The following is a 26468-nucleotide window of genomic DNA, read 5'->3' as shown; positions in this document are numbered from 1 at the left end:
CGAAATATTGCATGAATGTTGTATGATCAAAGCAGGAGGGAGATTTGTTCATGGAAAATTTGACAGCAGAAGAAAAGCAGCAGTTGGTTGAAGCGTTTAAGTCCATTATTCGTAAATCGGAAAAGGCGCTCTCGCATATGAAAACAGATGCACCTCAGACGAGGTTGCTTGAGAAGCGAATGAAGGCTGCCCAGATTGGCGCAGAGACGCTTCTTGCCCGTTGGGAAGGCCGTGAAATGGATGTCTGCAAAACAGATTTAATTGGAGCAAAAAAGGAGCTAGAGAGTTTGCTGTTGACACTTCCTTCATTTCTTAAGAAATCAAAAGAGGGCAGCGGGCAGCGGACCTACATTACGAGAAGGATAGAGGCTATAAAAGTTGCAGTTTTCTATATGGACGATTTAATTGAAAAGATCGAATAAGCGTAATCGGAGGTAAGACATGGATTACATTACACCGAACCAAGCGGTGCTAACGGCGAAACAGTACCCTAAAAATACCATAACTGCGGGTCGTCGCCACACCGCCCTGCTTAAATCAGACGGCACAGTGACTGCTGTGGGTGACAATAAATCTGGCCAATGTGATGTGAGCGGCTGGCACAATATTGTAGCGGTTGCGGCTGGTAATGTTCATATGGCGGCTAATACAGGTAACGCTCATACCATCGGGCTTAAATCTGACGGTACGGTGACGGCTGTGGGTTGGAATAAGCATGGCCAATGCGATGTAAACGACTGGCGCGATATTGCAGCGGTTGCGGCAGGCTGGTGTCGTACCATTGGGCTTAAATCGGATGGCACGGTGGTAGCAGCGGGCCGAAATCATGAAGGTGAATGCAATGTAGGCGGCTGGCATGATATTGTGGCGGTCGCAGCGGGTGACTGGCATACCATCGGGCTTAAATCGGACGGCACGGTGGCGGCTGCGGGAAATAATCGGTATCACCAATGCGATGTAAACGGTTGGCGCGACATAGTGGCGGTAGCCGCGGGTTACCTTCATACTGCCCTGCTTAAATCGGACGGCACGGTGGCGGCTGCGGGTTGGAATAAGCATGACCAATGCGATGTAAGCGGCTGGCACGGTATTGTGGCGATTGCGGCGGGTAGTAGTCATACCATCGGGCTTAAATCGGACGGCACGGTGGCGGCTGCGGGCTGGAATGAGTATGGCCAATGTAATGTAAGCGATTGGCGCGATATTGTGGCGATTGCGGCAGGTTGTGCCCATACCGCGGGACTTAAATCGGACGGCACGGTGGTTGCTGTGGGTGATAATGAATATGGCCAATGCGATGTAAGCGGCTGGCGCGGCATCCGGCTGCCCGGTAAATAGTTTTCAATTTAATATTACCGCTTGAATTCATTGAACATTAGAGGGTTGTTTTCTACGTATGTATAAAGGTTCAAACTCAGCCGATCATTAATATCCCCCTCATACGTATCCCCGCTGATAAACCGCCTAATGCTGGAGTCAAAATCCCGCGCCTGTGCATGGGAGCAGCCTCTGTAATAATCAGAGCCCAGGCTTGTGTAGCCGAACAAGTTGTCCGGGCAGACCAGTTCAGGTCGAATTTCTCCGGAGCTTTGGCCACGCCGAATTCGTTGTAGCGGTACCGTGCGGACATGCTGCCTAAGTCTGCATAGAAGCTGATTGAAAAAAAGCTTGATTTTCATATGGGGTCCATACAAAAATCAGCTATAACAAAAATCCCCTATTTAAATATAGAGCAATTGCTCCTGATAAAACATCAATATATCTTTCTCCAAGACTCGTGCTGAAATATTCATTTGCTTTCCCTCTCCGGTGTATGTCCGCTAACTTTAAGTACCATAACAAACTCGTGCGTACATTCATGTTAAGACAAAAATTCATCCATATATTATTAGGGTTAAATATATTTGGACACAGCCGACCGATTCTTTAGGCACTGGATAGGGCTATAACTAAAAAAAGAAACCACATGGGGTATTAATCACATGTGGTTCTAGCTAATCTATCAATTCCAAACATCACATTAGTCAATCGGCCATGGCTCAATCGTTTTCACTGCACTTAGTGGAATTAAAAGCCGTGTATCATCATGGTCTTCCTCAGGCATTATCACTATAGTATTATTGAATGAATAATAACTAATATACATTCCTATTACATGTAAATTATCAAGAAATGTTATCTTAATATATTTATCTAAATAATTCTCCATAAAAACCTCTTGTTTTTCCATGATACCCCTCCTAATACTACAAGTAACTTCCATCTCAGTCCTGCAAACAAATTTCCGTGTCCAAAGCAAAGTACAAGAGAATTATCAACTCTCATTTTAATCATCTTTCAAGTAATCATATTCATTAATGGAGCCAACGAGCTATAGTTTTTATTGCACTTAGCGGAATTAAAAGCCGTGCATCATCATGTTCATCTTCAGGCACTATGACTATAACATTGTTAGAATAATAATAATCAACATAAGTTCCCGTTACATATAAGTTATCAAGAAATGTTATCTTGATATCTTTATTTATGTAACCCTTCATAAATATCTCCTGCTTTTCCATGAAGCTCCTACTTCATTTTCTTCGTTATTGACCAATACTTCCAACTGTTCAATCTATCGTTCCTTTTTTTGTTCTTCATAAATGTACTCAACAAGTTGCCAATTGTGTGAATAGTACTCTGTTATGTGTATTCATATCCTTCATTATCAACATTTGTGACCTCAATTTCCTTATGCTCATCCGTTTTGGTTAAGTAAACCATCAGAATTTCCGACTTTTCGGATGGAAGCAACTCCTTCTGGAACAACGTTTTATCATCGATCCCAAATAACTCGGACAATTGCTCCAGACGTGGCTCAGGTACCTTACATCTTTCTTTTGATCCAGTCTTGAAATGTTTGTTTAGAAACTCCGATTGCTTCTGCTACAGTTTTGTATTCCATGTGAAACGTATCAGCTATAAATTGTAATCCAATCATCTCATCCACCGCCATACTTAGTATGCCTTACGAGTTTGATTATATTTTGACATACCTAGAATGTCATAGCTTTTTTCCTAAAGAAAAACCACATGGAGTCTTTAACTGCCATGTGGTTCTACCTGAATTAATTTGACACACATTTAATTTTCCATTTTAACCAATAAAAACAAGTCCCCATCTTGATCTAAAATAAGTTCTCCCTTATCAGTGTAATAAGTAATATTTCCATCACCATAATAAAAATTCTTATATTGTTCATCTTCATATAGGCTTATCTCTTTTAGAGTTTGAGGGTTTAGATCTGTATCCATAGTGCTTTCTTTTATCCAATCAATATCGGATAAAAAGCTTTCATCAGAAAATCTGCTCACTTTATAGAAAATAGGTTTTTCTTCAGCTTCATTACCAAATTTAATAGAATCTGAAGAAAATATAATTTCCGTTCCGATTAACTTTTTGATATCTTGTTCGTCATTCTTTGAACCACCAACTCCATATGCATAAAGACTGTCTATTTTCCACTTCCCTATCAAACTATCTATTAGTTGAGAGTTTGAATTATCAGGAACTACAGAAGTATTAGTAATTTTTGTAGCTGAAGTTACCGTCCGAGCAACATCCCCCTTCTCTGTTTCTGTTCCGCATGCTGTAATCAATAGTAACTGCAAAATCAAAATAACAACCATTGATAAATTTCTCATTTTATCACCACTTAATTTAGTTTAAAAACCCTTGGGGAGCACTCTGTTGTAATTTCTAGAATAATCACCATTTACAAACATTTCCCATTCATCATATCTACGCATATATAATCCTGGCAGCTTCTTTCCGCTGCCTTTTACCCATAAAAGCATTTCATTTTTAAATTCATTTTGAAATTTAGAAGATGAGAAATCCCCATCTTTCAGCATTTTCCCTGGATCACGATTTAAAAAGTTCCCTCCATTAAATTTCCAACTAACAAGAGCATCAAACTGTTGCTGTGTAAAAACTATATCATTACTCTTTGCCCAGTCATTTATATAATTCTCGGCTTTGTTTTTAATATCAGACTTTAATAAAACTAGTGCTTGCTCTTCTGTAATTCCTTTAAATAAGCTTTCTTCACCAGGTTGGATTACGTGTCCGTAACCGATCGTCTTAATATTTCTCTCTTTTTCTTCCTTGGTTGCATAGTACCATTTCCCGGAGAATGTTTCATAAGTTTTAAGAAACTCCACTAGTTTGTTGCTCGCATGCATGTCTGTGTTCACTACATAACCCTGAACTACCGCTGGCTTACTTGGGTCGTCCTTAAACGTATAATGCCCCGTAGGGTCAGTATAAATCAAAGGATTATTCTGCACATACGTATACAAATTCAAACTCAGCGGATCGTTCAGCTGCCCTTCATACGTATCCTCGCTGATGAACCGTCCAACACTGGAGTCAAAATCCCGCGCCTGTGCATGGGAGTAGCCGCTGTAGTAATCATAGCCCAGGCTGGTATAGCCGAACAAGTTGTCCGGGCCGGACCAGTTCAGGTCGAATTTCTCCGGAGCTTCGGCCAAGCCGAATTCATCGTAGCGGTAACGTCCGGACATGCTGCCGTCCTGGCCTTCCAACCCGATGACGCTGCCTTGCGCATCACTCAGATAAAAGAGTGTCTTCGGCGCATCTCCCGCCGCACTAGCTCCGCTGGCTCCAGCGGCCGGTTCCCAATCGTTGCTCTTGTCTCCGCTGGCCAGATAGCTCATGCTGATCCGCTCTTCACCGGCTCCATAGACATAAGACTGCTTCCAGTTCTGTCCTGCAGCACCAGTAGCCATCAATGGCTGCGGATTACTCATGGTGGTGTCATTGGTAAAATAAATATCCAGCTGCCGTTTCTTATACTGCGGCTCCCAGCCGTCCCGGTTGCCAGCAGGGTTGCCGGACGGGTAGGCATCCTGAACCGCACCGTCACCGAGGGTAGTCCGCATGCTGACACGGTTGCCGTCACCGTCATACTGGTACGTGGTGATGTCGCCGTACACATTAGTGTTCCCGATCAGGCGGTTCGATGCATCCCAGTGGTTGCTCTCCAGCATCTGCGGGCCTGCGGCTTGCGCGGCTTTCAAGAGTGCTTCGGGATTAAGAGCCTTATCTGCCCCGTAGACATCTCCTGTTACTCCCGCTTTAACCTTCGCATCCGGCAGACCGGATGATGAAGCTCCTTCATTATCGGTTGGAATCGTTCCTGCAGGACTTGTGGCTGGATCTGGAATCGATGACAACGGATCTAAAAGCTCAGTCAACGCATTTGCAGCAGTGGCTGCATCTGCATTTGTGCCTGCATCTGTAGTAGTGGCTGCACTTGCACTTGCACTTGCACTTGCACTTGCACTTGCACTTGCACTTGCACTTGCACTTGCACTTGCACTTGCACTTGCACTTGCGTTTACACCAGCATCCTCGCCCGCTTCCAGTCCGCTTGTCCCCGTATCTGAATAGACACTTTCTGGTACCGAAATTTTCTGCGCACTCGTCTTCGACTTGAACAGGCTCAGAGCCGCTTCGCTGTCGATACCGCTCACTTTCAGCAGGTTGCCGCGCTTGTCGTAGGTGTAGTCCTTGTAGTCGCTGCCTTTTTCGAAACGGGTCAGCTTGTTCGCCGCATCGTAGGTATACCGTTCCTTGATGGTGGCTCCGGTCTCGGTGGTTTCTTTTCCCAGCCGGTTGCCCACAGTGTCATAGGAGTAGACGACCTTGGAGCCGTTCTGCTTCTGCACTTGAACCAGCTGGTTCAGCGCATCGTAAGCATAATCCGAGATGTCCGCCGGACGCTGCGCTCCAGTAGGATTGTCCTCGTCGCTTCCGCCTTCCTGGCGTTCACTGCGGATTTTATTCCCTGCCGGATCGTACACGTAGGTCAGCTGTTCCAACAGCGCGCCGCCTGGTGCCGTATGCTTCATCTCCAGCAATTGTCCCACACCGTCATAGCTGTAGGTGCTCTGTCCTTTGTTCGGCAGCAGCTTCTCCTTCAGACGGCCGGCTGCATCATACTGATAGCTGGTAATCTGGTTCTGCGCATCCGTTACTTGTTTGATGCGGTCAAGCTTATCGTAGTCATAGCTCACTACGGAGTTATCCGGGTAGATAATCCGGCTACGCTGTCCGGTTGCCGTCCATTCATAACGCACGTTGTTGCCGCGTGGGTCTATTACTGAGGTTGGCCGGTTGAGTGCGTCATAGGTATACCGCGTGTCCCCGGTGCTGTCTGTCATCAGGGAGCGGCGTCCCGCGAGATCATATTTATATTTTACCGTGAGATCATTACCATACTGAATCTGTTCCACTTGATTGCCCTTATTATAGGCATAGACGGTTGTATTGCTGTCCGGTTCCGTGACCTTCCGCAGGTTCCCGTTCTCATCATAGGCAAGTGTGGTCTTCTCCTGCAGCGGATTCACTGATTCAATAACCCGGTTCAGTGCATCGTAGCGGTAGGACGTCACAGCACCGAGGGCGTTGGTTTTGTCCAGCAGGTTGCCAGAGGCATCGTAGGAGTACTTAGTGGTGCTGCCCTCTGCATTCTTCACTTCCGTCAACCTGCCGAGCGGATCATACGTAAAAGCCGTCTCGTGATGATTCGCATCCAGGATCTTTTCTACATTGCCCTGGACGTCGTAAGCATAAGAGGTTTCGTACCCGAGCGCATTGCGCACCCGTGTATTCCGTCCCAAAGCATCGTATTCGTAAGTAGTCTTCTGTCCCGCCGCATCCAAGAATTCGGTCATCTGGCCGCGGGCATTACGGGTTACTGTGGTTTCCTCATTCAGCGGATTAATGGTTCCCGCATCCAGACCCCGGCTGTCATATTTGGTCGTCCAGACCGAATGGTTGGGATCAATCACTGCGACCTGGTTGCCGTTCTTGTCATACTGGTATTCAGTTACCGCACCAAGTGCGTCCGTTACCTTCACCAGTTGTCCGAGCGCATTGTAGTCATAGTAGGTGCTGTTGCCCAGCGGATCGGTCTCTTTGATGGTATTGCCTGCCGCATCATAACGGTAACGCGTCTTGGCCCCAAGCGGATTGGTTACGCTCAGCAGTTCATTGCGCTTGCTGTACGTGTAGGAGGTGATGTTGCCCTTCGCATCCTTTTGGGTAAGCATATTTCCGTTATCATCGTAGGTATACGTGCTGGTCTGGCCTTCGGCATCTGTAACTTCCTCCAGCTGTCCGACACTGTCATAGCTGTATGCTGTGACTGCTCCCGCTTCGTCCTTCGCTTCTATGACGCGGCCGAGCGCATCATAGGTTTGGCTGGTGCTGTTCTGAAGCGAATCCTCAGTCCCGCTTAGCCGGTACACCTCATATTTACTCACTGTCTTTGTCCCGGCTTCATCTGAGTGCTCCACCGGGTTGCCATTGGCATCGTAGGTAACGCTGCTTGTCTGGTCCAGCGCATTAGTGACCGCAACTGCACGGTCTTTCTGGTCATAATCGACGGCCTGCAGCTTGCCTTCTGCATCCGTGATCTTAGTGGTCCGGTGCAAAGTATCGCGTTCAATGATTGTCGTGTATCCGCTCGGGTCTTTGATTTCCTTGGCGAATCCGTCGGCATCGTTAGTGTAGGCAGTAATGTGCCCTTCGGCATCCGTAACGGAGACCGGGACCCCTGCACTGTCTCTGGCAATGGTGACCATGCCGCCGAGGGCATCCGTGCTTTTGACAAGATTGCCTGCTGTGTCATACTCATAGGCGGCACGGTTGCCCAGAGCATCGATCTCTTCAACCGGACGGTTCATAGCATTATAGCGGGTGAGTGAAGAGTATCCGCTCTCGTCCGTCCTCTGCGTCAGATTCCCGCGTTCGTCATAGGCGAATTTGCCTCTGTTGCCGTTAGCGTCCGTAATTGCGGTTACGCGGTCGCTGCTGTCATAGCTGTATTTGACGATGGCGCCATTTGCTGCTTGCCGCTGAACAACCTGAAAATTATTGTTCCAAATATAAGTAGTATCCTGATGAAGGGCATTGGTCCATGTCGTCTTGTTCGCGGTAGTGGCGATTGAAGAGGCTAATCCGGCAGGGCTCACCGCTGAAGGATTTCCGGAACTTACACTATTGGTGCTCCCCGAACTGGCACTGCTGATTTTCCCGAAAGTTGCACTGCTGGTATCCCCGGAACTTGTACTGTTGATTTTCCCGGAACTTGCACCGTTGGCGTTCCCGGAACTTGCACTGCTGGCACCGCTCTGCGGATAAGTCAGAATGGTTTTGCCTGAGCCAACCCCGGTACGAACAACAGGTGTCTGGTTCGGAGTCATATCTCCGCCGAGAACGAATAGACCGCCCGTCTGCACTTTCAGATTATTATTGACACTGACGTTGTCGCGGACGAACAGGTCGCCGCCGGTCACGGTCAGATTCGCCGTCTGGTTGTTGGACACAATGCCGCCAACGGCCATTTCCTGGGCAATGTTCATCTCTACGCGTGTATTGATCGACAAGTCTCCGGCAATCAGAATCCGCTGGGCATCAACGGTCAGCCCGCCGCTGTTGTAGGTCAGACTGCCTGTTTGCAGCGTATCCCCCACAGTTACAGAGGAATCATTATTGAGGTGAATGGTTCCGCCTGACCACAGATTGCCGTATAAGCCCTGAACCTTTTGCACATCGAGGGCAAGCTTGGTGTTGGCGTTAAGTCCCTGCTTCAGAATCAGCGTGCCATATACGCGCACAGTGATATCCTTGTTCGTATTCATCCCGTCCACGATCAGGACCACAGGCTTGCCTGGTGACCCGAATGTTACGCTCTCTTCGACATTTAAATGACCCGAACTCACAACAGCAGGTGATGCGCTGCTGGCCGCAATCGCACTTTGTATGTCAGCAATCCCGCCCGGAGCGGCAACCGCTGAGGCACTATATGCATTCCGTTTGCTCTCGATCGTTCCGATGCTGCCCGCCAAATAGTCGGCTATAAGCGGCTTCAGCCCTTCAACCTTCCGGTATGCAGGTGCGTGGGCAAGATTGTTCATCGTACCGGACAAAATCACCTCATCCGATTCCGGTATATCCCGTCCGTTCGCAGGATCAATCCCCGTCCCGCCGCCTTCAGGCTCCTCTCCCCGAACTACTGGCGCCACACGCCCCTGATATTTCGAAGAACTCGTCTGCCCGTAAAAATCGGTAAAGCTCGTCACCCGCTGATGATCATCATAGGTAACACTCATCGCCGCAGTTCCTTTGGCATCCGTTACGCTGAGCACATGATGGTTGTCATCATAGGTAAGTTTGGTTGTGGCCCCGTCCACATCAGTAATCGCGGTCAAGTCTCCGCTTGCCGGATCATAATGAAATGACATCTGCCGGCTGGTTGGGTCACTTACAGCAATCAGCTTTCCTGCTCCGTCATAGCTTAAGCTCAGAGAAGCTCCGGCTGTATTTACCGCCTCCAGCTTCGTTCCCTGATATGAAAAAGCGATCTGATTCCCGTTTAAATCCGTGACCGATTGCAGCAGCCCTTGCGCATTGAACCTGTAATCATCACCTTGAGGTGAGGTGAGGGTATAAGTTCCCGCAGATGGCGCACTTAGCGTCCAGTCGGTACCACGCGGTGTCAGATACCGGCCTCCAGCTAAGGGCACATATTCAAAAAGCGAACCGTCCGGGCTCATGACTTCCACCTTACCGCCGTTCAGCGGGTTCAGCTTCCATTCATAGCTGTGATGCCACCCCAGCCCATTGACTCCCTTATAGGGGTCACGGCTTAAATAGCTCAGTCCGAATTGCAGCGGCATCAGTGCCTGCAGACTAATCGAACCGCTGGAGTAGACAAAATCCCCCCGGGCCGGATCAACCGGCGCCTGCCCCGACGGGTTCACGATCCGCAGCCGGTCCTGGATAGCCGCTTCTGTAAACTGTGTCAGATCCCCGCTGGAAATAGCACGGGTAGTTTGCGGATCGGTCAGCAAAATGGAGGTCAACCCGCTGATGGTTCCCGACGAGGCCGCAGACTGGTTCAATACAGCGATGTCCTGGGCTTTTTCCTTCATCGCCTGAACAGAATCCAGCTTATAATAATAGGCGGCCAAGGCTTCCCAGCTCAGCGAAAAAGCGGGCATAGGTGCACGCAGCACCGCAAGCGGCTCCGAATAGCCCGAGAACTTACCATCCTTCTTCGCTCTCGCTGTGATATGCGCGGCTTCACCCGGCGTGATCCCGAGCTGCTGACTCCATTGTCCTGCGCTGTTGACGGCTATATTGGAGTACAGCTTGTCTTCCCCGCTGGACGGATAGTAGAGTTCCACTTCCAGCAGGGTTCCGGGTTCAGCAGTCCCTGAAACCACAGATTGGCCTGAGGCCGCAGGTCTGATCTGCAAGGCTGCCGGAGGCTGCACCTCGTCACCGCCAAGGATTTCGAAGCTGGCGATTTGGCCGTAATACACACCGGAACCGTTATATTCAGCAGGGGAGATACAGATGTTATAGCGCCCTTCGTCCAGCGGCACGCCTCCGATCATGCCATCCCACACATACTTATGAACGATGTATTGCTCGTCCTGCTTCGTCTGATACACGCCGGTCGTAATCAGATCTCCTAAGAGCGGGGCGGAACCGTCTTTTTGCGGAGTACACAGGTTGATGTTGGTTTCATGCTGGTCCTGGCCGTCATCCGCTGCGTTGAAGCTGAACGAAATTTCCACACTTTTCCCGGGTCCAGGGCTCAGCTCACTCGGTTCAATCCGCATATTGGTGGCCGCGTAGGCCGGCGCTGCAAGCTTATCCAGTCCCGGAAGAACAGGAAAATAAGATATGACCAGCAGCAGCACAAGCATGACGTTCAAACGGGCCTTCAGGCTGCCGCTGCGCCGCTTCCTTTTTAATGCTCGGAATTTCATAGATCGGTCTCCTATCCGTTATAAGTTAGAGTAATTTCAGCTCAGCCAGCAGCTTGTACATGATGACTGCCGCTTCGGCTCTTGTGGATGAATCTTTGGGCTTCAAAAGCTGTCCGCTGCCCTGCACGAGCTTCCTGTCCACCGCCGCAGCTACGGATTTCCGTGCCCATTGGCTAATGGTACCGTTGTCCTTGAATCCGGAGAGTACAGCCTGAAGCTTAACTGAATCCGCCGCAGCAGATGCCGGGCTGTGGGCAGCAGTGCTGTCCATCGCCCGCATCAGCATTACCATCATCTGTTCACGGGTCAGGTGATCATTGCCATGGAAAAGCCCTGCGTCTCCGGTTACAATTCCTGCCGCCGCTGCCGCTTCGATATACGGGTAGGACCAATTCGCAGCGGATACATCACGGAAGGTTGGCTTATCCGTCTGCACCGGCTGTAGCCCAAGAGCCACTGTCAGCAGCTTGGTGAATTCGGCCCGGGTCAGGATGGCTTTTGGCGCATATACAGTACCGTTCATCCCGTTCACGATGCCTCTTGCTGCCAGCACCTCAACGGCTTGCTGTGCCCAGTGGCCTGATATATCTGTGAACTGTGCCTCGCGCAGCATAACCGCGTAGAGTCCTGATGCTGATATCTTGGCCTGGACAAAGCCGTCCTCCACCGCAGTCACTCCGCCGATATAACTCCAGATGCCTTTGTCCGGATTGTAGCTGTAGATTCCAAGCTTCTCACGCTTCAACGTCCAAGGCTCTTCCTGCGGATACCGGACCGCCAGCTTGGCCGGGATCAGGAATGGAGCGCCCGCTTGGACTTGCCAGGCGGAACCAGCCTTCAGCAGGGTTCTGCCGCTTGCATCCAGCAGTTGCTTCGTTTCCAGTTCAGCCTGTGCCAGGCTTACGCTGGTATTGTCCGGGAAAGTTCCTGCGGAAATCTCCAGCCGTGCCCAGCCGTCCAGTGCAGTCAAGGTTCCGCCAGCGCTGCCGATAACCTGAGTGACTTTAGCTCCGGTAATTACAGGGACCTTAACGTCCGTGGCCGAACCCGGGTTAGAGACTGTACCCGGATTTGGAGTTGCACCCGGAGTTGGGGACGTTCCCGGACCAGGAGTGGGGCTTGTGGTTTCTTTTAAATCGACTGATTCTATGTAATCGTCCTTCTTACTGTACAGCAGCTTGTTCCCGCTAATTCCGATCAGCTTCACCCCGGCATCTATCGTCAGCGGTTTTACTGCATAGGTAGTGAGGTCCACCTGCTTCAGAGTGACAGCGCCGTTAACCTCCTCTTGGAACACAGCTTGATCTTCACCTATGGACATAAAGGTATATTCAGTTCCCCCGGCTTTCATCTCGGTAAGATCCACAGGCTGTGCGGTCAGATCTTTGATGTTCAGGAGCACATATTTGCTCCCTGTGGCACTGTTTTTCTGCTTGTACAGCACGTGGCTGCCGTTAAATACAAACCAGTCCACCGCATTCGCACCACCCAGACTAACCAGTGCGCGGGTTACACCACTGCTTACATCCAGCAGGCTAAGGCCCCCGTCACGGGCATTCTTGTAGACGACATTTCCGCCGGCCAGTACCGGGAAACGTCCTTCGCCCAAATCCGCTTCAACCCCCGTTGCCAGATCATGATAGATCATGCTGCCGTAATTCTTGCGTTCATACCAGACCACACCTATGCCGTCCGTTGTCGGATTGCCGTATGGGCCGGCCTGCTTGTTGAGCTTCCTCTTCTTGCCTGTTTCCAGATCGGCAGTGTAGATATCCCAGTGGAGTGAAGCTTCCGGCTCACTTCCCTTGTCCGCCCATACCGCAACCGCTCCATTCACATACGGCGCATCCTTAGCGGACGGACTGGCCGTAAGCACCGTATATGCACCACTAAGCTGATTCAGCGCGTGCACCTGCTTAACTCCGTCTGCGTCCGGTTCCAGCCACACCAGCCGTTCACCCGACACGCTATAGTCCGTTCTGCCCGGATTGGCTGCTGCGGCAAAAGCTTGTTGCATGCTGATGTCCCCGCCCCACAGTCCTCCCAGCATAGACACTACCGCGAATACGGCGAAAACCGACTGCGTTAACGTAAACTTCCTTTTCCTTCTGAACCTCATTCACTTCTCTCCCCCAGCGCTATTTGTAGGCACGCCAAAAAACCAAGTGCCTTGAGCGGCCCGGCTGCCCTGACATCCCTCCCGGATGAAGTAGGCCCGTGGCTTTGCGTCTCCGACTTTCGTACGGATTTGCCTTTGTTCCAAACTCGGTTTTTCTATCCCTTTATGCTTATATAAGTGAGACTTTAGATGTACAGGACACTTTTATTATCGGAATTTATTCCTATAGAATTAAGATGTTCTATTTTTTCCTTTTTTAGGGTCTGGTTTCAGATGAACCTCCAGCGGCTCTTCAGCAAAACAGTAACAGAACTGCCCAATTCGTTACATATTAGGCAGAAGCATCATTCCGATTATTGTCAATGCGCGTATATTATCTGGCACCTAAAAAAAGGGAGGAATTGGAAATGGGATATAAAAAATCAAGACATTGCTGTGTTCCACCTGTTAAAAAATGCTTCGTGAAGACTGAAGTTGTTAAAAAGATTATAAAAGTTAAATATGAACCAGTAGTTGTTTGTGTTTCTAAAAAGAAAAAGAGCTTAGGCTGCAGAGAAGTGCCTTGCAGACATGTGCCACATCACAGTTGTAGACCCTGCCATTCACGCAGTCCTTGGGGAACGAGTAAACACAGATATTATTAAAGTCCTTTCATGGGGCTGACCAAAAAGGCATAAAATGACTGCTTGGGCCTGCCCTTGTTGCTTTCGAATGGGATATACGTAGGCACTTGGGGTGGTCACTCCACGAACGGACCGTTGTTCCAACCGCTTTTGTGTCCAGATTTTTTCATTCCCCTTAGCGGTGAAAATCCGGACACAAAGGCGACCACTATACTCTTCTGCAAAAGACTTGAGTTTTGTGGAAAGCTTGAAAGCTTATTTTCTTAATAAATTTCCGCACCCTCTTTCGGACTACGATATTTGCCCATTAAGGTGTTGAAATTGAACTTTATTGCTCCAAATCACCGTGCTCCTGTACTTGTAGGACACATTACCGAATTTTCAACCGCTTACACTTACATAATGCTTCATCGCTTTTTTCCAAAGCAACCGGTATAAGATAAAGAACAGGATTAATTAAGTTCATGATCTTTGGAGTACATGTGCATAAAACAAAGAACAAACGCAAAAAACCGCCCCAGAGGGCGGCTCCGCACCTTATTCGCTTCCTGCACACGTTTAGTGCTACCCGTCACTACACATTATCTACAATAACCCTACTGTGCGATCTGCTCGCGGATGTTCGCGAGGATTTTCTTCTCCAGCCTCGACACCTGGACCTGCGAGATGCCGAGGCGGCTGGCGACTTCGGATTGGGTCTGGTCGCGGTAGTAGCGCAGGTAGACGATCAGGCGCTCGCGCTCGGTCAAGGCCCCGATGGCCTCGTTCAGCGCGAGCTTGTCGAACCAGCGCTCCTGCGTCTCGTCGGCGATCTGGTCGATCAGCGTGATCGGATCGCCGTCATTCTCGAAGACGGTCTCGTGGATCGAGGTCGGCGGTTTGTTGGCCTCCTGGGCGAACACGATTTCTTCGGGTGTAACCCCCAGCGCCTCCGCGACTTCGCCAATGGTCGGCAGACGGTCCAGCGTTTTGGACATTTCGTCCTTCATTTTGCGGACCCTGTTGGCCATTTCCTTGAGGGAGCGGCTGACCTTGAGGGTGCCGTCGTCCCGGAGGAAACGCTGGATCTCGCCGATAATCATCGGCACGGCATAGGTGGAGAATTTGACCTCATAGCTGAGGTCGAATTTATCAACGGACTTCAGCAGTCCGATACAGCCGATCTGGAACAAATCGTCAGGCTCATACCCGCGGTTCATAAACCGCTGCACCACCGACCAGACGAGGCGAATATTGCAGTTGACCAGCGTATCGCGGGCCAGATTATCTCCGGCTTGACTGAGTGCGATCAGACGTTTGACCTCCGCATCGTCCAAATAGGTCGGCGGAGCTTTTTTTGACTCTGCATCCATGGCTCCAACCCCTAATTGTATAAAGCTTTTTTCGAGACGATGGTTTTCTTCATTGAAATGGAGGTACCGCGCCCCGGTTCACTTGTGACTTCGAATTCATCCATGAAATTTTCCATAATCGTAAAGCCCATCCCCGAGCGCTCCAGCTCCGGCTTAGAGGTATACAGCGGCTGCTGGGCCAGCTCCAGATCCTCTATCCCCCGGCCCTTATCTTCAATCGTGAGATGCACGGTTTCATGTTCAATGGAGGCAGAGATGCTGACAATGCCTTCAGGATCACTGTCATACCCGTGGATAATGCAATTGGTGACCGCCTCCGACACAACCGTCTTCAGGTCATTCAGCTCCTCCATCGTAGGATCGAGCCGGGAGACAAAAGCCGCCACTACCACGCGCGCGAACGATTCGTTCTCCGACAGTGCGGCAAACTGGACGCTCATGAAGTTACCCGCTTCGCTTTTTGTCATAACGCAACCTCCAAATCCGAGAGTGCAGCGCTCTCGTCGTCATATAGGGGCATGATTTTGAACAAGCCCGACATTTCCAGCAGCCTTTTTACAGGCGCAGTGGCATCACAGACGACCATTTTCCCGCCTTTGCTGCGGATCAGCTTGTACCGCCCGAGAATAACGCCCAGTCCCGAGCTGTCCATAAACTGCAGTTCCTTCAGACTAAGGATCAGGTGCTCCACCTGGCCCCGCATAATAGCTTCATCCATATCCATACGTACATATTCGGCTGCATGATGGTCCAGCTCTCCAGACAGCCGGACAATCAGCACCCCCCGGTGATGCTCCATCTCCACATGAGAATTCATGCTTGCCACTCTCCTCTTCGTTGCTTTGAGAAACCGTCCTGCACATCATTTCTTTCCCCTACAAGGACAAGGTTTTCTACGCGGGAATTCTATTATCCTGCCTCACGACAAAACTAGAAGAAAACCCCTACGAATCAACAGAAAGCCTGAAGCCAATCTACAAAAAGCAAGAAATTAATCAACCCTGAACATTGAGCCTGCGGTCCGTTTGAACAGCTTCCACCAGCCCGCCTTCGGCACATCCGTATCAGCCTTCAGCTCATATTCCTTGATCTTATCTGTGCCCTGATATACAACCAGCTTGCCGACGGTCTGTCCTGCTTTTACAGGCGCTTTTATGCTTTCCGGCACCACCAGCTCATGGCGGATGCCTTCCTGGGTAATTCCTTTTTTCAAAAGCACACTATACGTTTCCTTCGCCATCAGCGGAAGCTGTGTCTTTACACCTTTCTCAATCTTCACACTGCCGATGGCGTCTCCCTCTTTGTGTATCGTGTGAACCTTGTACTGGGAAAAGAGATAATCGAACATCCCCGACACTTCACTGTTGCGCGTTTTGGTGTTGGGTTCGCCCAGCACAACCGCGATAGCACGTAATCCATCTCTGGCCGCAGTAGCGGAGAGGCAGAACTTGGCTTCTGCTGTATAACCGGTCTTCAGGCCGTCAGCCCCCGTATAAAAGCGTACCAGCTTGTTCGTATTCACCAGCCAGAACGGCTTGGTCGAATCCTTGCGCAGGTAATCCTGATAGGAGCCGGTATACTTGATAATCTGTTCATGCTTCAACAGCTCCTTGCTAATGACGGCAATGTCATGGGCGGAGGAATAGTGATTCTCGGCCGGCAGACCGTTGCAGTTGGAAAAATGCGTGTCCTTCAGGCCAAGCTCCCCGGCCTTTTGATTCATCAGATCCACAAAAGCGCTCTCTGACCCGGCCAACTTCTCGGCCATGGCCACAGAAGCGTCATTACCCGAGGCCATGGCAATGCCCTTGAGCATTTCATCCACAGTCATTTCTTCGCCGGGCTCCAGAAAAATCTGCGACCCGCCCATCGACGCGGCATATTCACTTGTCCGCACCTTGTCAGTCAACTGCAGTCTGCCTTCGTCCAGTGCTTCGACGGTCAGCAGCATCGTCATGATTTTGGTAATGCTTGCCGGCGGCAGCTTGTCGTGGCTGTTCTTCTCATAGATCACGGTGCCCGTGTTCGCATCCATCAGAATCGCGGAGCGCGCTCCGGGTGCCAGATCCACAGCGGCGGCGTTTTTGCCGGTGTCCTTGGCCTTGGCTTTTTCCTCTGCATATGCGCCTGAAGCCGATCCCAGAACCGAAGCAGCCACACACAGCACGAGCAGTACATAACGCATTTTTCTCACAATGGTTCCCCTCCTGAACATTAACCTTCATTTCACAGGTACTGTGTTCCAGTCTGGTCAGAAAGGGTGAAAATTATTCCATTTACGCGTAAAAAGTACCTTACCCCATTCACTCTGCTGGCAAAATACCAAAGTTAATGGTGCTGGGGCGGATCACTTCATTTTGCGGGGCGGCGTGCTGGTACAAATGTGACCGTTTATTGCATACTTGCCGCGGCAGTTAATCACCGGCTGAGAAGCCGCGCGAAACTGCGGACCGTTCAATATAGCTGACGGCAGGGCGGCTGGCTCCGCTATGACCGAGATACCATCTGGACAGTAACGGATACCGGCTAATCCACATTGCGGCGAGCAGCGGGACACCTACACCGGTTACTGTAAATGGCACCAGGCCGTAGTCTGCGCCGAGCAGATATTTTAACGCGTAATTGACCGGCAGATGCAGATACATGATGGCGATCGTATTGCGGCCCAAATTGCCCAGCCGTTGCAGCGGAAGAACCCTGGACAACCCGTACACCGCGGCGCAAATGGTCAGGGAAATCAGCAGCGGAATGCAGAGATCCAGCAAGAGAGCATCATATTCCTTGTATTTCATATTCAGGCTATAGTGGATCATTCCGGTACGCTCCAGAGCAAAAACACCTGCACACAGCGGCAGCAGCAGCAGCAGTGTAATCCGGTGGCGGATCAGCGCGGGAATCGCTTTTTTGCCATAATAGCCGACAGCGTAATAAGTCACAGCCAATAGAGAAACGTCGATGTTCCAGGGAAGGTTGAAGGTGTGGAGTGAAGTTAGGGAGATCAGGTGGGATAGGGAATAAGCGGCGGTGATCAGGAGGAGCTGTGTTCTCATTGAGTAGCGGACGATAAATCCGAACAGCAGTTGGGTAAAAAGGAGGCAGGTGATGAACCAGAAGACACCATATGGGCCGGTCAGCGATAGTCCCCCATAAAGCAGCCTGGCGATATTTTCGGCAAAACCTCTTAGATTGAAGCTGAAGAGCAGCAGCACAGTGGCAATCAGCATTCCGTAGGCTGCATAGGGTGTCATCAGACCTTTGGTCCGTTTGGCCGCCCAGCCCAGGTACCGGCAGGAATCTACCGGTTTGAAGACCAGTCCGCTGAGCATAAAGAACAATGGCATCCGGAACCAGGACAGATAATGGTTGGCTGCCGCATCGCCGGAGTGCCCCATGACCACAAAAATAATACTGAAACCCTTGGCTGCGTCAATCCACAGCTCACGTTGTTTATTCACTTTTCCTTCCATCTCCTCCCAGTTCAGTTTTATATTTATTGTAATTATAGGGGAGTTTACTTTTCATTTCAAACCAAAAGTTACTTTTTTGTCATAATTGAATCAGAAGTCGCAGATGGAACAGGGGTAGGACCGTTTGCAAAACAGCCTCTTCTGTGTGTTTCTCTTGAAGGGATTAGAAATAGGCCTGCGAAATGGTCTATATAGGAGCGTTGAACTAAATTTTTCAAGTTGCGGGAAGTCCCGCGGGTAAGCTGTGTGGTACAACGGCGGGTTGTGTGGGACGAAGGGGAACCTGGCGCCCGTGCGGGGGAAATCCAAGGTCGTTTGACCTTGGATTTGGGTCCTGGGTAGTGTCCAAAAGTTGTGTAAGTGAATTATGTACCTTCTTGGCGCTTCATTAGCTGGTTAAGTTAGCTGGTTAAGTTAGCTGGTTAAGTGGAAAAAGTATCACTAATTTGATCGAGCATCAAGTAACTCGGGAGCTAAGTGGAAAAGTATCACTAATTCACCCCAATTCGCCCCAGATAAAGGAATAGCGCTAAATTAAGTGCCCACCTAACCCTCGCGATTTCTTGATTTTTGAGAAATTTACGTGCCCTTTTTCCACTTGGCTTGCCACCGGGAAGCCCCCGTGCAGGGAAATCAAAGGTACTTCCACCTTTGATTCGCTCCCATCGCGTCGGCGAAAGGTAAATCAAAGGTATTTTTACCTTTGATTTCCGCCCCGGCGCCTCTGCGGCGCAGATCAAAGGTATTTTTACCTTTGATTTCATCCCTGGCGCCTCTGCGGCGCAGATCAAAGGTATTTTTACCTTTGATTTCCGACCAGGCGCCCCTGCGGTGCAGATCAAAGGTATTTTTACCTTTGATTTTGGCTCCGGCGCCCCTGCGGCGCATATCAAAGGTATTTTTACCTTTGATTTCCGCCCCGGCGCCCCTACGGTGCAGATCAAAGGTATTTTTACCTTTGATTTTGGCCCCGGCGCCCCTGCGGCGCAGATCAAAGGTATTTTTACCTTTGATTTTGGCTCCGGCGCCTCTGCGGCGCAGATCAAAGGTATTTTTACCTTTGATTTCGGCTCCGGCACCTCTGCGGCGCAGATCAAAGGTATTTTTACCTTTGATTTCCGCCCCGGCGCCCTGCGGTGCATATCAAAGGTATTTTTACCTTTGATTTCCGCCCCGGCGCCCCTGCGGCGCAGATCAAAGGTATTTTTACCTTTGATTTCGGCTCCGGCACCTCTGCGGCGCAGATCAAAGGTATTTTTACCTTTGATTTCCGCCCCGGCGCCGTTCAATCCAAAGAGCCACCCGTCCCCGGGTGGCCCGACATATTCATTCAACACACTGCTAATACAAATGGCAGGATACCTGATGTCCCGAGTCCAGCTGGCGCAGCACCGGCTCGTCCTTGCGGCATTTGTCCATGGCGAAGGGGCAGCGGGGATGAAAAGCACAGCCGGAAGGCGGTGTCTCCGGGTTCGGCACGTCGCCGGTCAGTACAATCCGCGACTTTTTGAGTCCCGGATTCGGCACCGGCACGGCGGACATCAGCGCCTGCGTGTACGGATGCAGCGGCTTCGCGAACAGCTCTTTGGTCGGAGCAAGCTCTACGATGCGGCCCAGATACATCACCGCCACCCGGTCGCTGATAAATTTCACGACCGAGAGGTCATGGGAGATGAACATGTAGGTCAAACCGTACTGCTCCTGCAGATCCTGCATCAGATTGAGTACCTGTGCCTGAATCGATACATCCAGCGCGGAGACCGGTTCATCGCAGACGATGAACTTCGGATTCAGCGCCAGCGCGCGGGCAATGCCGATCCGCTGCCGCTGGCCGCCTGAGAACTCATGCGGGAAGCGGTGGGCCTGATAAGGCGTTAGACCCACGACTTGCATCAGCTCCTCAACACGGCTTTTCAGCTCGCTGTTCTTAGCCGCTGCATGCGTCCGCAGCGGCTCCTCCAGGATGCGCTGAACGGTCCAGCGCGGGTCCAGCGAAGCATATGGGTCTTGGAACACCATCTGCATATCGGTGCGGAACCGCCGCAGCTGCTCGGTGTCCAGGCTGCGGACATCTGTGCCGTCGAACAGAATCTCACCATCGGTCGGCTCAATCAGCCGCAGAATGGCCCGGCCCGTGGTGGATTTGCCGCAGCCGGATTCGCCAACGACAGCAAGGGTTTCACCCTTCTCGACGGAGAGGGTGATGCCATCCACCGCTTTTACAGCCCCCACCTGCTTGGCGAAAAAGCCTTTGCGGATCGGATAATGCTTCTTCAAATTGCGGACTTCCAGAATGGCGCTCATGATACCTCCTCCTGCTGCAGCAGACAGCGGCAGCTGTGTCCTGGCCGGATTTCAAGCAGCTCCGGGCGTTCTGCCCAGCAGCGGTCAACCGCCGCCGGGCAGCGCGGTGCAAACCGGCAGCCGGATGGCAGATTGGCCGGATTCGGGACCTGCCCCGGGATCGAGGTCAAACGGTCATTCTCCCCGGCAAGCTGGGGCAGCGAAGCCAGCAGACCTTGTGTGTAAGGATGCAGCGGCTTATTAAAGAGCGTCGCCACATCCGCCTCCTCGACAATCTGCCCGGCGTACATGATCACGACCCGGTCGCACATTTCAGCCACGACGCCCAGATCATGGGTAATCATCAGAATGGACATGCCTTCAGTCTGCTGCAGCTCGCGCATCAGATCGAGAATTTGCGCCTGGATCGTCACGTCCAGGGCCGTCGTCGGTTCATCGGCGATCAGCAGCTGCGGGCTGCAGACCATCGCCATGGCGATCATGACGCGCTGGCGCATCCCGCCGGATAACTGGTGGGCATACTGCTGGGCAATTTTTTCCGGACGGGGAATTCCGACCTTGCGCAGCATTTCAACCGCACGCTCGTCCGCTTCCTTCTTGCTCAGCTTCAGATGAAACCGGGCGGATTCAGAAATCTGCCGGCCAATCTTGAACACCGGATTTAGCGAGGTCATCGGTTCCTGAAAAATCATCGCAATCCGGTTGCCCCGGATACCCCGCACTTCCTTCACCGGCATCTCCAGCATATCCCTGCCTTCAAAACGGATCTGCCCGGCGGCAATCCGGCTGATCCGCTTCGGCAGCAGCTGCATGATCGACAGCGAGGTAATGCTTTTGCCGCAGCCGGATTCGCCGACGATACCCAGCGTCTCCCCTTTGCGCACGGACAAGCTGATGCCGTCAACCGCACGGATGGTTCCCGCGGCCGTTGTGAATTCGGTGCACAGCCCGGAGACTTCAAGCAGTTCTGTCATCTGTATCCCTCCCGGCGTTAGATTTATATTAGTCTGTATTAGAGCAGGTCTATCTCGAAAATTCAACCATTCAGCACCTAAGGTCCAGATCTAAGGTCCCGATTCCCATTTTGCACCAGGCCAGATCCCATACAAATTTGGGTCAAGACACATTCTATCCTGCAAATTCATTCTCACGTTTAAAATTGCATTCTCTGGGGTGCCGCAGGGGCCGGGCATGGAAGTCTATTGTATTTTCTACAGCAGATGCCCCCCATTTAGCCGGAAAAACTGATTCTATTGCACGCTGTACAACAGAATGAAGCGAAAAATGCGTATTTCTCTATAAATCGAAAATTCTATTGCACGAAATACAGCATATGGCGATCTCACCCAGAATAACGAACCTTTTATTGCACAAAGTGCAATCATCCATACGAGTCTCTTCTTCTCTTGCACAAAGTACAATCATCCACACGAGTCTCTTCTTCTCTTGCACAAAGTACAATCATCCATACGAGTCTCTTCTTCTCTTGCACAAAGTACAATCATCCACACGAGTCTCTTCTTCTCTTGCACAAAGTACAATCATCCACACGAGTCTCTTCTTCTCTTGCACAGAGTGCAATCATCTATACGAGTCTCTTCTTCTATTGCACAAAGTGCAAGCAGGTACACAAATCCCTTATCATTCTTATCGTAGCATCAATTCTACTCTGACTTTCAACGTAAAATTTGTCAGTAAACTTCGTTCCGGATCACTTTTTACTCTCTTCAGTCTGTCAGTTAAAATTTCACGTCCCGCTTTACTTTCCGCTCTCTTCAACTCCAAGATACTTCAGGGCGGTCAACGCATATACTTTGGCGCACTGGATGATCTGCCAGACCGGTGCTTTTTCATTGAAGTTATGAATGGTGGACAGCTCAGCCGGGCCGTATTGCAGCACCGGAATCTGATGGGTCCGGAAATGGCGGGCATCGCTGGAGGCCCATTGCAGTACTCCGTAGGCTTCTTCGCCGCTCACTTCGCAAATGCTCTCCACCAGATCGCTGACAATCGGCTCTTCCGTAGAAGTCCAGTTGGCATTGCCCTGGAAGCCGAAGCCCTTGACCTCGGACTCAATGCCCGCTTCAAGCAGCAGTGAACGCGCACGGTCCAGCACATCGCGGTAATCTACGCCAAAAGGAACCCGTGAATCTACCTGCACCGTACACCGGTCAGCCACCACATTTACTTTCGTCCCGCCCTGAATCGTTCCGATGTTGACCGTCACATGATCGAACACCTGGTAAGCGATGGAGCCGTCCTGTTCACGTTCCTTCACATAATCCTGGGAGATGCGGATGATCTCCTGGACCTCCTCCGGAATATCCGGCTTAATGTCCCATAGACGCTGCAGCGCTTCAATCCCCTTGGCCGCTTTGACAATCGCGCTGTCGCCCACAACCGGAGCCAGACTGCCATGTCCCGGCGTACCTTCCACTGTGAATTCGAACCAGCAGCTGCCCTTTTGCCCAATCGTCGGATTCAGCGGTCCGGAAGGCTCGGCAATGACGGCAGCTGTTCCTGTAACCAGTTCGCGCTCAAGCACCCACGGCACACCCAGGTGTCCGCCGGTTTCTTCATCCGGCACTACCAGCAGCGCCAGATCGCCGCGCAGCGGAACGCCCAGTCTGGACAGCAGTCCCATGGCGAAGATCAGCCCGGCCAATCCGGCTTTCATATCCGAAGCGCCTCTTCCCAGCATATAGCCATCCACGATGTCGCCGCAGAACGGATCGAAATCCCAGCGCGACCGGTCACCGGCGGGAACCACATCCGTATGTCCGCAAAAGATCAGTTTTTTATCCGAAGGCTCCGCAGCCCCCGTTTTCAACGTAGAGACGAGGTTCAGCATCGTTTCAGTGGCCGGATGCACCTCTGTATCAATTCCTGCCTGCTTCAGATACTCCATTATAAAGCTGCTGATGTCCCGCGAGTCGCCCGGAGGATTCTCAGAGGGAAAACGGATCAGCTGTGAACACAGCTCCAGCAATTGCTTCTGCTCTGCATCGATCGCGCTCAGCACCTTGTTTTTCCAGTCTGTCATGGGTTCTATCTCCTTTATGTCCTCTGTAATTTGGAAAAAGAGGGACCGCAGCCCGAAAGCCCGTCCGCTCCTTGTTCACAAAAATTTGCTATTCCTGAACCGACAACGGGTAGAAGCGGATAACTTCATCCGGGTAGAACGCGTAGCCGCTGATTTTGTTGCTCATGCCGACAATGCGGTTGTACTCATACAGGTAAGCCCATGGTGCTTCCGTTGTAATGATCTCCTGAGCCTGCTTGTACAGCTCTGCGCGTTTGGCGGCATCAGTCTCGGTATTGGCCTGCTCCCACAGCTTGTCTACTTCAGCATTCTGGTAGTTGTTGTAGTTGGAAGAGCCTTTGCCGTACATCAAGAAGCCTAGGTGATAGCCCGGATCGTTGACAAAAGAAGTCCATTTGGAGATATAAGCGGTCAGGTTCTTCGTTTTCTGCTGCTCCAGGAACTGGGCCCGGGCCAGCTTGTTGATGTTCATTGTGACGCCGATTTTGGCCAGCTCTGCCTGAATCAGGACAGCATCATCTTCCCAGTCATCAAAGCCGGAGCCGAGCGTGAAGTCAAAGGTAAAGCCTTTTTCGTAGCCAGCTTCCTTAAGCAGTGCCTTCGCTTTGTCCAGATTATGCTCATAGACATAACCTGCATCCGAGAAGCCCGGCGTATTGCTGGCCACCGAACTCTTCATCTGCTTGGCCTGTCCGTACATTACACCCGTCAGCAGTTCGTCATATGGAATCGCGTAGTTGATCGCCTGGCGGACCTTTTCGTTGCCAAAAGGCTTCACTTTGTTGTTCATGGCAAAATAGAGAATGCGGTTGCTCGCATTGGAGGCTACAGTCAGATTGCTGTTGCTCTTTAAGGAATCCACATCCTTCGGCGGAATCTCAATCGCCATGTCGACATCGCCTTTGTTCAGCAGCAGCACACGGTTGGATGCTTCCTTGGTGAACTTCATCGTCACCTTGCCGAGCTTCGGCGCACCCTGCCAGTAGTCTTCGTTCGGTGTAAAGACTGCCTCGGTGGCCGGGTCCCATTTCTCAAGCGTGAACGGACCGGAGCCGGCCGCATTCGTCTTGAGATAGTCGGGCCCTTCAGCTTCAACCGTCTTCTTGTCCACAATCGAGAAGGTGTACATCGCCAGAATCTGCAGGAAATTATGATTGGCATTCGTCAGGGCGATTTCAACGGTGGAGTCATCTTTGGCGGTTACGGTTTTGATGGCTGCCATACCGTAGAGAAAACTGCCGGAGCTGGACTTCGCCACACGTTCCAAGGAATACACTACCGCTGCCGCATCCACCGGATTGCCGCTCTGGAATTTCACGCCGGGCTTCAGCTTAAAGGTATAGACGGTATTGTCGCCGGACACTTCCCAGCTCTCGGCAAGCATGGGCTTAATGTCTTCGGTGTTGGCGATATTCGCTCCATTGTCGGACTTGATGCCGTAGGTGACAAGCTGGTCGTATGCCGCCAGCACCAGGGTATCCGAGGTCAAATCGTTGGCTTCCGCCGGATCGAGCGTCGTACCGCCTTCGGAATAAGCAACCGTCAGAAAAGGCTTGGCTGCTGCAGCCGGTGCTGCGGTGCCCTCAGCAGCCGAAGTGGCAGCAGGCGTCTGTGGATTGGCGCTGCTTGCGCAGCCTGCCAGCAGGATTGAAAAAGCGGCGAGTGTGGACAGCAGTTTTACTCTTTTCATCAATAATTCCTCCCTTTTCTATACACTGGCTACAAATATGTTGCTGCTGATTTATCTATACCGGGCTGTGTATCCGGAGCAGCGGCGGACTTAGCCGCCGGCTCTCCTTTTATTTGCCCGAACGCAACCGTGGATCAAGCACATCCCGGAACCCGTCGCCGAGCAGATTGAAGCCAAGAATCGAGGTGGCAATCCCGAGGCCCGGGAAGGTGACCAGCCACCACTGGCCGGAGATAATATATTCCCTGCCTTCCGAGATCATTGCGCCCCACTCGGCAATCGGAGGTTTGACGCCAAGGCCGAGAAAGCTGAGGCTCGACGCCGTCAGGATGGCGAAGCCCATGCCCAGCGTGGCCTGTACCATCAGCGGGGCGAGGGCGTTCGGGAGAATATGCCGGTAGAGAATGACCGAGTTCTTCACCCCGATGGCCCGGCTCGCTTCCACATATTCCTTCTCCCGGAGCGAGACGGTCTGGCCGAACATCAGCCGCGCAAACTCCGGAATGCCGACGATGCCGACCGCGATCATCGCACTGGTCAGGCCAGCCCCGATGGAAGCGGCGATCGCCATAGACAGCACCAGGGACGGGAAGGAGAGCAGAACATCCATGAGGCGCATGATAATCGTTCCGGTCCGTCCGCCGTAGTAGGCGGCGACCCCTCCAAGCGGGACCCCGATCAGAAACGAGATCGCTACAGCGATGAGGCCGGTCCAGATGCTGATTCGTGCTCCGTAGAGCACCCGGCTGAAGATATCCCGGCCGAAGTTGTCCGTTCCGAACCAATGGCTGCCGGAGGGTGCCTGCAATTTGTTCGCCATGTCCGTCAGATAGGGATCATGCGGAGCAATCCAGGGCGCGATCAGTGCGGTCACGGTCCAGATCAGAATAAGCACAAGGCCGAGTGCAGCAAGCCGGTTATGCAGAAGCAGGGTGATCAGTGTTTTGGGTTTGTGAGCAGCTGCGGGCGCTGTAGGACTGCCCTGCGCTGAGTGTGCTGCCGTGCTCAATGTAATCTCC

General features: G+C 51.4%; 18 protein-coding genes and 1 riboswitch. Of the genes, 2 read left to right on the top strand and 16 right to left on the bottom strand.

The genetic code is table 11. The annotated features are described in order from the left end of the window. The first annotated feature begins 50 nt into the window (after positions 1–50). Both BLQ82_RS17395 and BLQ82_RS17390 read left to right on the top strand, forming a co-directional pair. Positions 51–422: a hypothetical protein gene (locus BLQ82_RS17395; RefSeq protein ID WP_062522219.1), complete on the top strand. Its 372-nt coding sequence runs from the start codon at positions 51–53 to the stop codon at positions 420–422. Positions 423–441: 19 nt separating this feature from the next. Beyond that, positions 442–1338 (top strand): RCC1 domain-containing protein, encoded by an 897-nt coding sequence (locus tag BLQ82_RS17390; RefSeq protein WP_062522218.1) that lies wholly within the window; start codon positions 442–444, stop codon positions 1336–1338. Positions 1339–1352: 14 nt separating this feature from the next. Here the strand turns inward: BLQ82_RS17390 and BLQ82_RS31090 are convergent, their stop codons facing one another. The 16 genes from BLQ82_RS31090 to BLQ82_RS17300 all read right to left on the bottom strand — a co-directional run bounded on the left by BLQ82_RS31090 (position 1353) and on the right by BLQ82_RS17300 (position 26458). Continuing rightward, entirely contained in the window at positions 1353–1679 is a 327-nt protein-coding gene (locus BLQ82_RS31090; RefSeq protein ID WP_082722606.1) for an RHS repeat-associated core domain-containing protein, read from the bottom strand. A gap of 341 nt (positions 1680–2020) precedes the next feature. Beyond that, the gene (locus BLQ82_RS17380) at positions 2021–2230 is read right to left on the bottom strand and encodes a hypothetical protein (protein WP_025707946.1); all 210 of its coding nucleotides are present in this window, start codon (positions 2228–2230) and stop codon (positions 2021–2023) included. Between the two features lie 893 nt (positions 2231–3123). Then, entirely contained in the window at positions 3124–3684 is a 561-nt protein-coding gene (locus tag BLQ82_RS17370) for a hypothetical protein (RefSeq protein ID WP_143013477.1), read from the bottom strand. A 21-nt stretch (positions 3685–3705) separates the two neighbouring features. After that, positions 3706–10851, bottom strand: a complete 7146-nt coding sequence (locus BLQ82_RS17360) for a glycoside hydrolase family protein (protein WP_143013476.1) — start codon at positions 10849–10851, stop codon at positions 3706–3708. A gap of 25 nt (positions 10852–10876) precedes the next feature. Then, complete coding sequence (locus BLQ82_RS17355) at positions 10877–12970, bottom strand: S-layer homology domain-containing protein (RefSeq protein ID WP_062522210.1); 2094 nt, start codon at positions 12968–12970, stop codon at positions 10877–10879. Between the two features lie 51 nt (positions 12971–13021). Continuing rightward, positions 13022–13114, bottom strand: a riboswitch (cyclic di-GMP riboswitch). 1075 nt (positions 13115–14189) lie between these two features. Further along, the gene (gene sigF, locus BLQ82_RS17350; protein WP_025704171.1) at positions 14190–14945 is read right to left on the bottom strand and encodes an RNA polymerase sporulation sigma factor SigF; all 756 of its coding nucleotides are present in this window, start codon (positions 14943–14945) and stop codon (positions 14190–14192) included. An 11-nt stretch (positions 14946–14956) separates the two neighbouring features. Further along, complete coding sequence (spoIIAB, locus tag BLQ82_RS17345; RefSeq protein ID WP_039834803.1) at positions 14957–15412, bottom strand: anti-sigma F factor; 456 nt, start codon at positions 15410–15412, stop codon at positions 14957–14959. Then, positions 15409–15762, bottom strand: a complete 354-nt coding sequence (spoIIAA, locus tag BLQ82_RS17340; RefSeq protein ID WP_062522208.1) for an anti-sigma F factor antagonist — start codon at positions 15760–15762, stop codon at positions 15409–15411. The genes spoIIAB and spoIIAA overlap by 4 nt, the downstream gene beginning before the upstream one ends. Before the next feature lie 174 nt (positions 15763–15936). After that, positions 15937–17130 carry a D-alanyl-D-alanine carboxypeptidase family protein gene (locus tag BLQ82_RS17335; RefSeq protein WP_062522305.1) on the bottom strand — a complete coding sequence of 398 codons (1194 nt, stop codon included), beginning with the start codon at positions 17128–17130 and terminating at the stop codon, positions 15937–15939. 229 nt (positions 17131–17359) lie between these two features. Beyond that, a complete protein-coding gene (locus tag BLQ82_RS17330; protein ID WP_163704442.1) occupies positions 17360–18400 on the bottom strand; it encodes an acyltransferase family protein in 1041 nt (346 codons plus the stop codon). A 503-nt stretch (positions 18401–18903) separates the two neighbouring features. Next, positions 18904–19701: a hypothetical protein gene (locus BLQ82_RS17325; protein WP_074648341.1), complete on the bottom strand. Its 798-nt coding sequence runs from the start codon at positions 19699–19701 to the stop codon at positions 18904–18906. Positions 19702–19753: 52 nt separating this feature from the next. Continuing rightward, positions 19754–20716 (bottom strand): ABC transporter ATP-binding protein, encoded by a 963-nt coding sequence (locus BLQ82_RS17320; RefSeq protein ID WP_062522201.1) that lies wholly within the window; start codon positions 20714–20716, stop codon positions 19754–19756. After that, on the bottom strand, positions 20713–21690 hold the full coding sequence (locus tag BLQ82_RS17315; RefSeq protein WP_062522199.1) for an ABC transporter ATP-binding protein: 978 nt from the start codon (positions 21688–21690) through the stop codon (positions 20713–20715). Before BLQ82_RS17315 ends, BLQ82_RS17320 begins: the two co-directional genes overlap by 4 nt. Positions 21691–22475: 785 nt before the next feature. Next, complete coding sequence (locus BLQ82_RS17310; RefSeq protein ID WP_062522197.1) at positions 22476–23759, bottom strand: M20 family metallopeptidase; 1284 nt, start codon at positions 23757–23759, stop codon at positions 22476–22478. Between the two features lie 88 nt (positions 23760–23847). Further along, positions 23848–25449, bottom strand: a complete 1602-nt coding sequence (locus BLQ82_RS17305; protein WP_062522193.1) for an ABC transporter substrate-binding protein — start codon at positions 25447–25449, stop codon at positions 23848–23850. Between the two features lie 109 nt (positions 25450–25558). After that, entirely contained in the window at positions 25559–26458 is a 900-nt protein-coding gene (locus BLQ82_RS17300; RefSeq protein WP_062522191.1) for an ABC transporter permease, read from the bottom strand. Positions 26459–26468 lie beyond the last annotated feature (10 nt).

The sequence above is a fragment of the Paenibacillus jilunlii genome (assembly GCF_900102965.1).
In the GTDB taxonomy this organism is placed as follows: domain Bacteria; phylum Bacillota; class Bacilli; order Paenibacillales; family Paenibacillaceae; genus Paenibacillus_AQ; species Paenibacillus_AQ jilunlii.
Note: the sequence above shows the minus strand (reverse complement) of the source record. Positions and strands in the feature narration are given on the sequence as shown.

Excerpts from the sequence above, each read along its gene's own strand:
- BLQ82_RS17360 (WP_143013476.1), bottom strand. The coding sequence starts at position 10,851 with ATGAAATTCCGAGCATTAAAAAGGAAGCGGCGCAGCGGCAGCCTGAAG.
- BLQ82_RS17390 (WP_062522218.1), top strand. The coding sequence starts at position 442 with ATGGATTACATTACACCGAACCAAGCGGTGCTAACGGCGAAACAGTAC.
- BLQ82_RS17310 (WP_062522197.1), bottom strand. The coding sequence starts at position 23,759 with ATGACAGACTGGAAAAACAAGGTGCTGAGCGCGATCGATGCAGAGCAG.
- BLQ82_RS17380 (WP_025707946.1), bottom strand. The coding sequence starts at position 2,230 with ATGGAAAAACAAGAGGTTTTTATGGAGAATTATTTAGATAAATATATT.
- BLQ82_RS31090 (WP_082722606.1), bottom strand. The coding sequence starts at position 1,679 with ATGAAAATCAAGCTTTTTTTCAATCAGCTTCTATGCAGACTTAGGCAG.
- BLQ82_RS17315 (WP_062522199.1), bottom strand. The coding sequence starts at position 21,690 with ATGACAGAACTGCTTGAAGTCTCCGGGCTGTGCACCGAATTCACAACG.
- BLQ82_RS17320 (WP_062522201.1), bottom strand. The coding sequence starts at position 20,716 with ATGAGCGCCATTCTGGAAGTCCGCAATTTGAAGAAGCATTATCCGATC.
- BLQ82_RS17370 (WP_143013477.1), bottom strand. The coding sequence starts at position 3,684 with ATGAGAAATTTATCAATGGTTGTTATTTTGATTTTGCAGTTACTATTG.
- sigF (WP_025704171.1), bottom strand. The coding sequence starts at position 14,945 with ATGGATGCAGAGTCAAAAAAAGCTCCGCCGACCTATTTGGACGATGCG.
- BLQ82_RS17355 (WP_062522210.1), bottom strand. The coding sequence starts at position 12,970 with ATGAGGTTCAGAAGGAAAAGGAAGTTTACGTTAACGCAGTCGGTTTTC.
- BLQ82_RS17335 (WP_062522305.1), bottom strand. The coding sequence starts at position 17,130 with ATGCGTTATGTACTGCTCGTGCTGTGTGTGGCTGCTTCGGTTCTGGGA.
- spoIIAB (WP_039834803.1), bottom strand. The coding sequence starts at position 15,412 with ATGACAAAAAGCGAAGCGGGTAACTTCATGAGCGTCCAGTTTGCCGCA.
- BLQ82_RS17395 (WP_062522219.1), top strand. The coding sequence starts at position 51 with ATGGAAAATTTGACAGCAGAAGAAAAGCAGCAGTTGGTTGAAGCGTTT.
- BLQ82_RS17305 (WP_062522193.1), bottom strand. The coding sequence starts at position 25,449 with ATGAAAAGAGTAAAACTGCTGTCCACACTCGCCGCTTTTTCAATCCTG.
- spoIIAA (WP_062522208.1), bottom strand. The coding sequence starts at position 15,762 with ATGAATTCTCATGTGGAGATGGAGCATCACCGGGGGGTGCTGATTGTC.